Annotated in this window: 8 protein-coding genes; 7 read left to right on the forward strand and 1 reads right to left on the reverse strand. The window is 41.9% G+C overall.

Annotated features, from left to right (window positions below; all coding sequences use genetic code 11):
• Nucleotides 1-126: 126 nt before the first annotated feature.
• A complete protein-coding gene (locus tag K9M07_07745; GenBank protein MCF7853113.1) occupies nucleotides 127-1,440 on the forward strand; it encodes a hypothetical protein in 1,314 nt (437 codons plus the stop codon).
• Nucleotides 1,441-1,698: 258 nt separating this feature from the next.
• Complete coding sequence (locus K9M07_07750; GenBank protein MCF7853114.1) at nucleotides 1,699-2,154, forward strand: hypothetical protein; 456 nt, start codon at nucleotides 1,699-1,701, stop codon at nucleotides 2,152-2,154.
• A gap of 16 nt (nucleotides 2,155-2,170) precedes the next feature.
• On the opposite strand, the gene K9M07_07755 is transcribed toward K9M07_07750, so the two are convergent.
• Nucleotides 2,171-3,550 carry an L-serine ammonia-lyase gene (locus K9M07_07755; protein ID MCF7853115.1) on the reverse strand — a complete coding sequence of 460 codons (1,380 nt, stop codon included), beginning with the start codon at nucleotides 3,548-3,550 and terminating at the stop codon, nucleotides 2,171-2,173.
• 258 nt (nucleotides 3,551-3,808) lie between these two features.
• On the opposite strand from K9M07_07755, the gene K9M07_07760 reads away from it, so the two are divergent.
• The 5 genes from K9M07_07760 to zwf form a co-directional block, all read left to right on the forward strand.
• The gene (locus K9M07_07760; GenBank protein ID MCF7853116.1) at nucleotides 3,809-4,186 is read left to right on the forward strand and encodes a hypothetical protein; all 378 of its coding nucleotides are present in this window, start codon (nucleotides 3,809-3,811) and stop codon (nucleotides 4,184-4,186) included.
• Nucleotides 4,187-4,611: 425 nt separating this feature from the next.
• Nucleotides 4,612-5,364 carry a hypothetical protein gene (locus tag K9M07_07765; protein MCF7853117.1) on the forward strand — a complete coding sequence of 251 codons (753 nt, stop codon included), beginning with the start codon at nucleotides 4,612-4,614 and terminating at the stop codon, nucleotides 5,362-5,364.
• Between the two features lie 374 nt (nucleotides 5,365-5,738).
• A complete protein-coding gene (locus tag K9M07_07770) occupies nucleotides 5,739-7,340 on the forward strand; it encodes a CTP synthase (protein MCF7853118.1) in 1,602 nt (533 codons plus the stop codon).
• On the forward strand, nucleotides 7,337-7,759 hold the full coding sequence (gene ruvX / locus K9M07_07775; GenBank protein MCF7853119.1) for a Holliday junction resolvase RuvX: 423 nt from the start codon (nucleotides 7,337-7,339) through the stop codon (nucleotides 7,757-7,759). The genes K9M07_07770 and ruvX overlap by 4 nt, the downstream gene beginning before the upstream one ends.
• A 167-nt stretch (nucleotides 7,760-7,926) precedes the next feature.
• A partial coding sequence (gene zwf / locus K9M07_07780) for a glucose-6-phosphate dehydrogenase (protein MCF7853120.1) occupies nucleotides 7,927-9,013 on the forward strand: 1,087 nt, incomplete at its 3' end.

Here is a 9,013-nt window from a genome sequence, read left to right on the forward strand (position 1 = left end):
ATAATTTAATTTCCGGGAAGGCCAAAATCACCCCTTCCTTAGAAAATATAACTCCGGAAATAGTGGATTGGCTGGATGATATAGTGAGGCGGGTACTTCAGGCTGCTTGAGTTAGGCAACTAAAAGTTGCAAAGTCGAGCTATTAGCGAAAACGACTTAGGAACAGCCGTAATAAATGCTGCTAATAAAGGGTATTTAGATGTAATCCGCTATTTATTATCTAATGGACGAACTATTAGTAACAGAGAGCGTAGAAGGGAGATCATTCTTGAAGCCTCTAGAGGAGGCTATGCTGACATTCTTGAATTTTTATTTCAGAGTTGTGAATGGACAGTCGATTCGGCTCTTCGCGCATCTGTGATTTCAAGAGCATCGGGACCGGAAGCAGGACGCATTCGAGATATGATTCGCATGGCTCGAGTTGAAGAGCTCTCCTTAGCTACCGAAGTTTTGCCGGGCACCTTTTCTTCAAGGAATGGAACATTTTATTGCACTTTTGATGACGTAAGAGCCAACCCACTGGCCTATTTGAATACAATTCTGGAACAAGGGTTCCCCGAAAGAATTTATCTCATTGACAGCCCACGGGCTGTCGATCTTGGGGGGGTTACAAAACAATTTATCACAACGCTGATGGAGTCCCTTGTTTCTAAAAGGGCAATTCCACTTGGAGACACCAAAGTCCCTACTATTTCAGTTGAAGATGACAAGATCATCCTAGCTAATTTAGGGAGATTCTATTCCCTTCTTGCCGAAAAAAACCAAGAAAGAACTGATCGATTCGTGACAGGATCTCTATTCAGTCCAAAGTTTTTTGAAATGGTCCTTGCGCTACATGAAGCAGCCGATGATGATGCAAAAGAAAGATCTATTGCCGAGATCCTTGCATCAATTGATCCAACCTTCAAACCTTTAAGAGATATCATCCTCGATCCATCTGAAGAGCATCAGAGCGCATATGCAGCTGCTATGGGGTGTACAAATGAGGAGGCGCTAGAGGATGCTAAAGGATATCCGGCAACTTATGTCGAAGCGGCTGAAGCTTTTCTCTGTGGAATAAATACTCAATTAAGAGAGTTGCTCATTTCTAACGGAACAGAAGTTTTTTCTACAACCCTTCAAGGATTGCCTGTTTCAAAAGAAGCTCTTTTAGGTGCAATTCAAACTGAAGGCGATGTTGATCCTATAAAGTTCGATTGGCTTAAGGAAGCAATCAATTCTTCAGATGACGAGTGGAGAGTCAAATTTGTAAGGGTCATTACCGGTAATGCCCTGCTCTCCCCCGGCTTGAAGATCAAAGTCCGTCCCTCATCGGAAAATCTGTTTGAAATCCACACTTGCTATAACTCACTTCATCTACCCATAATAACGATGAGTAAAGAAGAATTCCTTGCAGCACTCGATGCAGCTCTCTCTGACCAAAGATACAACACCGCCTAACCCGCATTTCTCACAAATTTGAGTCGGATCACTCAGAATTTACGCCATTTCCAAAAAAAGACGCATTTGAGCGAGTCAAAGCCTCAAATGCGTCTTTATTTTTGAAAATAGCGCCCCCATACGAGAGGTGTAAACTATTATTAAACTACTGAAAATAAGTATATTAAAATTAGTTTAAATTAAATGTTTTAAAATATTTAATTATACTGATATAATTTAATTTATAATAATATTTTAATTAAAAAAAAGGATAAAATTATGCCAATAATTAATACAAGCCACCCGGCAGCCGGTGTTGGATTTGATTCAGTTGATCATTCTAATGGAGAACCAAAAGCATCACCAACACAAAAAGCGGCACTAGCCGCTATTCAATCTGCAAGTAAAGCTTCTGCAACAGCACCTTTAGCAGCACCTAAAGATGCGGCAACATCGCCTCAAATAAGACCGGCAGTATCTACTACTGCGCTTCCGGCATCAGATACAGATAAATCACCAAGTTGCGCTAAAAGCTGCGGCCAAGGATGTTTAGATGGTATACGAGAAACTATAGGACCACGGGAATTAGTAGCCATAAGAAGATCAGATGATGATTCGTGCGCTCACACAGCTGGATATGTAGGAGGCGCTACTTTATGCTACGCTGCAATACGTGTCGTAGGTTGCGTATGCGCAGTTGCATGTGGTGCTTTGCGCGCAGCAGTATCAAGATAGTTAGAAAATGTCTCTTTTAACACTCGGGGACGTTGAGAGGAACATTGGTTGCAAGCCCTCCTGTCGACGTCTCTTTATATTTGGCATGCATATCATTTCCAATTTCTCTCATGGAACCGATCACTTCATCTAAAGAAACCCGGTATTTTCCGCTCCCTCTTAAAGCAAGCCTAGAGGCATTAATCGCTTTAACGACACCCATTGCATTGCGCTCAATACAGGGGATTTGAACAAGTCCACCGATCGGATCGCATGTCGTTCCAAGATGGTGTTCCATTGCAATTTCAGCTGCATTTTCAATTTGCGAAAGAGTACCGCCCATCACTGCAGTTAAAGCACCGGCAGCCATAGAAGAGGCCACTCCAATTTCGCCCTGACACCCCATTTCAGCTGCTGAGATTGAGGCTCCAAACTTATACAGAATAGTAATTGCCCCCGCAGTTAACAAGAAGCGGCAAACACTCTCCTCTGAATACCCGGGAACAAATTTGCGATAATAAAACAATGTTGCGGGGATAACTCCTGCGGCACCGTTTGTTGGCGCTGTCACGACTCGACCACCTGCGGCATTTTCTTCATTCACGGCAATCGCAACCATAGAAGCCCAATCAATGACATGGAGCGGATCTCGGTCTTGACTTTCCTCAAGCTTTTGATGAAGACCAAAGGCTCTCCTATGCACATCGAGTCCGCCGGGAAGAACTCCCTCATTTTTCATACCATTTTGAATCGATTCCTGCATCACAGCCCAAATTTGCAAGAGTCTTTGTTTCACTTCTTCTTCCGTGTGCCATGTCTTTTCGTTTTCCATCATCACTTGATCAATGCGCATGTGGTGCTTGAGGCAATGCTCTTTAAGCTCTTTAAATGTTCTAAAAGGAAACGGAACGGTCACATGCCCTTCAACCTCTTTCACTTTGGTCTCATCCAAGCTGACAACGAACCCCCCACCCACTGAAAAATAGACTTCTTTAATGAGCTTTTTGCTGCCCGGACCATAGGCTTGAAAACGGAGTCCATTCGAGTGGTAGGGCAGACGCTTACCCTTGTGAAAAATCATATTGTGATCGAGATCAAATTGAATGGAGTGCCCACTTAAAAGAGTCAATTGTTTAGAACACTTCACATCTCCCGGCAGCCGATCAACGACATTTAAAGGAACATCTTGCGGAGCATACCCGGCAAGGCCAAGCAAAATCGCCTTATCGGTCCCATGCCCAATCCCGGTCATGGCAAGTGATCCAAACAGCTCAACATCAATACGCTCTGTAATTTTTAAAATATTGTGACTTTCAAGCAGCTCAACAAAACGTCTTGCAGCCCTCATGGGCCCCACCGTATGCGAGCTCGACGGGCCAATCCCGATGGAAAAGAGATCAAAAATACTGACTACCACGTAAAAATCATCCTTCAGTAAATGAAGCACCAGTTTACGTCCCTAACACCATAATTGTCAATGAACTAAACAACACCTCACTAAAAAACCCAAACCATTGAAAACAAACTACTTATGGAGTTATTTTTCAGAAAAACTCAACTAACTGACAGCAAGTCATCTACAATCAAACTAAATTACATAAAAACATAAATTATTATTCAGTAATATGATATAATATTTATTTAGAATAATATTAAAAATATGGTTTTTATTATAATGTCATTAAACTCAACACACACACCTATTATCTCGGGAACCTCTACGACCGATGCATCGATAGGCGCTTTTTTTAGTCCTCCTACAAACAATCCCAAGGGAGTAATTAACGAGGCAATTAAATCCGAAACAGATAAAAAAGCTTCTAGAGTCATTTTGGATTTTTTAACGGCGGTTAAACCGGAAAATATCGAAAGCACAAAGAGCAAGATGACAGAAAACCTCAACATAAAGCTAGAAAAATGCAATCAATCCATCGCCTCAACTGAGAGAACCGGTAGGTCTATGTTACTTCAGCTACAGAAAGAGAGAATTGAGAACCTAATAGCTACGATTGACACCTTTAACTCTCCCACAGACAGCTGCACCGTGATGTAACCGTCTTTTAACCCGACTTTATTAGCTATCACTATCCGCCCGGGCCGTATGAGAGCTTCAGCTTAAAGTAGGTAGATTGCAGTCCGAGCGGCGTTGTTGCATAATTCATTTTTATCTAACATGCTCATTATTAGTTCTTACCACAGAGAGCGCAGAGCTCACAGAGGCACCGGAATGTGCATTTTCTTGATTTTTCTCTGTGTACTCTGTGCTCTCTGTGGTTGTTAAAGTCCTTCTGGTCAATAACCTGATAGTTTATCGAATTATGCAACAAAGCAAGTCCGAGCTCTATTCTAACACCATAATTATCAACGAACTAAACAACACCTCTTCAAAAAAACAGCAAACCACATAAAATGAGATTATTTAATTAAAATATGTTATAATTATTATTATAAATAATAATATTAAAAGAGGTTTTTTTTATGGCATCAATAAGCAATTTACCCGGAATTGAGTTAGCTCCGCCAAGGATACATACCGGCCCAACTTTAACGGAAGCAATCAGAGCTGAAACTGATGAGAAGGCAACAAAAATTGTTACCACGTTTTTATCAAAAATAAAAGATGAACGTCCGGACGAACTCAATGATACTAAAAATAAAATGATAACCGTCTTGATAAATCATGAAGAAAAGACTGCAAAGAACAGTCGTCCCGGCGATCCGAAAGCTTTCATTCTGTACGGAAGAGTCGCAGCACTAAAATCGACTATCACAGCATTTGGCTCAGAATCTTCGCTTGCTCTAGCTCGATCTAGGACGCAAAAACCACTAGCACCTCTTTCTGAATCAAAACCTTCAGAAAAATTAGGTGAAGAGAAAAAAGAAGAAAAAACTTCTGCAGCATCAGCACCTTGTATAACAGACGTGTTACGCGATGCATTACTAGAAAATGAAGCGCCGGATCAAATTATAAAAGATTCATTGAAAGCAGCGACTAATGAAGAAGCGACCACCTTGGTTAAAAATTATTTATCATCCATAAGAGACAATCTCCCTGAAACTCTTGCAGACAGAGTAACTGAAATGCGCGCCAATACACACACACAAGTTCGAGGCATAGTTGCGAGTTCTGATGATAAAACAGGCGGAACTGCCCTGAATCGGTCCCAAGCTATCTGTTCTGCAATTGACGAATTTTCGACTAAACAAGAAAGCGGCTGCACTGTGATGTAAGAATTTTGTAACTTTTTTGAGTTCGAGGGACTCGAGATATTTGTTCTAATCTCCTAGTTCGACCGTAGGTCGAACGTCCTAGAGCAAAGACCGCGGCAAGCAGGTCCACTAATTAAGTTGCAAAGTCGAGTTTCAAAGCAGATTTTTAAGTTTTGATTGCAATAAATCGAAGAAGTCACTAAAAATGGACTTGTGGCTTATCTAGGTTTCCCTCCCTCATTCTTAACCCCATCTAGATAAGCTATCCCGGTTCTTTCTAACCAAAGAACCGGGTCTTTTTTTTTACTTCCACGCCCCGTCTTTTTCTCGATCACAAAAGAACCTATTGAAATTTGTCTCTTATGCCTTTACACTCTCACTTTTCGGAGGCCTTTATGCATGAAAAGTTTATTTTTGTAACCGGTGGCGTTCTGTCTTCATTAGGCAAAGGGCTCACGGCCGCATCGATTGCAAAGTTATTAGAGGGAAAAGGGCTTAAAATAGCCATTCTCAAGCTCGATCCTTATCTCAATGTCGACCCCGGGACGATGAATCCTTACGAACATGGCGAAGTCTATGTCACGGACGACGGAGCTGAAACGGACCTCGATTTAGGCCATTATTATCGCTATACCAACTCCCCTATTAGCAAAGCCTCCAATGCTACTTCGGGGCAGATTTATGAAAGCGTCATTAAGCGAGAGCGCAAAGGTGATTATCTAGGTAAAACGGTGCAAGTGATTCCGCATGTCACTGATGAGATCAAAGCGCGCATTAAAAATGTGTGTGATCATGAAAAAAAAATCGATATCGTGCTCATTGAAATCGGCGGAACGGTCGGCGATATTGAATCTCAACCCTTCCTTGAGGCAATTCGGCAATTTAGACTTGAAAACCCCCGTAAGTGCATCAACATCCACCTCACTTATGTCCCCTATCTCCCATCCTCCGGAGAAGTGAAGTCAAAACCCTCTCAACACTCGATTCAAACCCTCAGAAGTATCGGGATTATCCCCGACATTGTCATTTGCCGTTGTGAAGAGTCGTTAGGAGAGGATATTAAAGACAAGATTGCTCTTTTTTCCAGCATCAATCGCGACTGTGTTTTTGATCTTCCCGATGTTGAAAACGTCTATGAAGTCCCCCTCGTATTAAAAAAACAGCGCATAGAACAAACCATCTCCCATCTTTTAGATCTAAATAAACGGGCCTGTCATATTAAAAGCTGGGAAGAGATGCTCGCTAAGCAAAAAAAGGCTCACAAACCGGTGCGCATAGGTGTGATCGGAAAATATCTCGATCATCAAGATGCTTATAAATCGGTCATGGAAGCATTAAAACATGGAGCTATATCCAATCAAGCGCAGCTTGAAATTATTCCCATGGAAGCCGATAAAATCAAAAGTGATAAAGACATCAAAAAATGTGATGGGTATCTCATTCCCGGTGGTTTTGGTAACCGGGGGATTGAAGGGAAAATCATAGCGGCCCATTTTGCACGCCGACATAAGATCCCCTATTTTGGAATTTGTCTTGGCATGCAAATTATCGTCATTGAATTTGCTCGGCATGTTCTTAAGCTGACAGAAGCCCACTCGACAGAATTCGATCCGTCCACACCCGATCCCGTCATCTCACTGCTTGCCGAGCAAAAAAACAAAGAATTTCTCGGTGGGACCATGCGCCTTGGAGCCTACGAGTGTAAACTCAATGAAAAATCGCTCACCTACCGCGCGTATCACAAAAAAACAATTCGCGAGCGCCATCGCCATCGCTACGAGTTTAATTCAGAATATACGGAAGCTTTTGAGGAAAACGGTCTTCTTATTTCAGGAATCGAACCCAAATCTAAGCTCTGCGAAATTGTCGAAATCAAAGATCATCCTTGGATGGTTGGAGTGCAATACCACCCTGAATTTCAATCTAAACCATCAGCTCCTCACCCCCTCTTTAAAGCCTTTATTCAAGCAGCCCTCAAAAATAGGAAGAAAAAATGAGCCGCATTTTTGCAATAGATTATGGAAGAAAACGCATTGGCATTGCTTGCACTGATGACTCAAAAATTATTGCAAGCCCCTATAAAACAATCGAAGCTAAAAAAACAATGCAGCTCTCTATTGAGCATCTCATTGAAACCGTCAAAGCAAAAGGCGACATCGAACTTTTTGTGATTGGACTGCCTCTACATATGTCGGGGCAAGAGAGTGAGATGAGCAGAGAGGTGCGCGAGTTTGGAGCTCTTTTAGAGAGCGCTTCCGGTAAAAAAGTTGTCTATTGGGATGAAAGACTCACCTCTATGCTTGTCAATAACACAATGCGCGATGCTAACGTCAATCGCAAAGACCGTGCAGAAGCTAAAGATTATCTTAGTGCAAGTGTTCTCCTACAATCCTATTTGGAAGCTCATCGAGGCTGAGAAATAACAAATAATTAGTTTACATTTTTGTAGGCTAGTGTTTATAAAAATGTTTTTTGATCGACAACTTCAATTGTGATTATTCTTCAAAGATGCACAAGGCTGGTTGAACATCACTCACCGGAAAACCTGAGAATTCTCATCTAAGAAAAGCGAGCTGCAATCAAATGAATCAAAACCCTTTTCAAGAAAATGGCCAAGGCCAAAGAAATATTGAACCGTGTATCCTCGTCATTTTCGGGGCAACCGGAGATTTAACTGCCAAAAAACTGATGCCGGCGATTTATAATTTAAAGCGCGAAGGACAACTTCCCGCCCAATTTGTCTGCGTCGGTTTTGCTCGTCGGGAAAAAACCAATGAACAGTTCCGCGATGAGATGAAAACGGCAATCAGTGAACACTCTCGCGTTAAACCAATCGACGAGGGTCTTTGGCAGACCTTTAAAGAGCAAATTTTTTATCACCGCTCCGATTTTGACAAAGACGAAGGCTATATTGCCTTAAAGGATGCCTTAGCAAAACTCGATAAGCAATTTGGGACAAAGGGGAATCGCGTTTTTTATCTTTCAACACAACCGAGCTACTTTCCCGAAATCGTTCAAAAGCTTCATAAAAACGGCCACATCTATGACTATGAAAAAGAACAGGAAAAATGGTCTCGCATCATTATTGAAAAACCCTTCGGCCACGATCTTGACTCTGCCAAAGCCCTCCAAGCAGAGCTAACAAAATATTTAAGCGAAGAACAAATCTACCGGATCGACCACTATCTTGGAAAAGAGACCGTTCAAAACCTTCTTGTTTTCCGCTTTGGAAATGCCCTCTTTGAAAACTTATGGAATAACCGCTATATCGACCATATCCAAATCACCGTAGCAGAGGATATTGGCATTGGAACGCGTGGGAATTTTTATGAAGAATCGGGATTGTTGCGCGATATTGTCCAAAACCACATGATGCAGCTCTTATCGCTCGTTGCAATGGAGCCCCCCGTTAATCTCAGCTCCAATGCGGTGCGCGACGAAAAAGTTAAAGTTTTACAAGCGATTGCTCCATTCAATGATACGACGTTTGAATCCCATGCAGTCCGTGGACAATATGGAAAAGGTGTGATTGTAGGTAAAGAAGTTAAAGGATATCGAGAAGAAGACAAAGTCAATCCTAACTCCCAAATGGAGACATATGTTGCCCTTAAACTCTTTGTCAATAACTGGAGATGGGATGGTGTCCCTTTCTATTTAAGAGGTGCAAAAC

This window comes from Simkaniaceae bacterium (assembly GCA_021734805.1).
Lineage (GTDB): Bacteria > Chlamydiota > Chlamydiia > Chlamydiales > JACRBE01 > Amphritriteisimkania.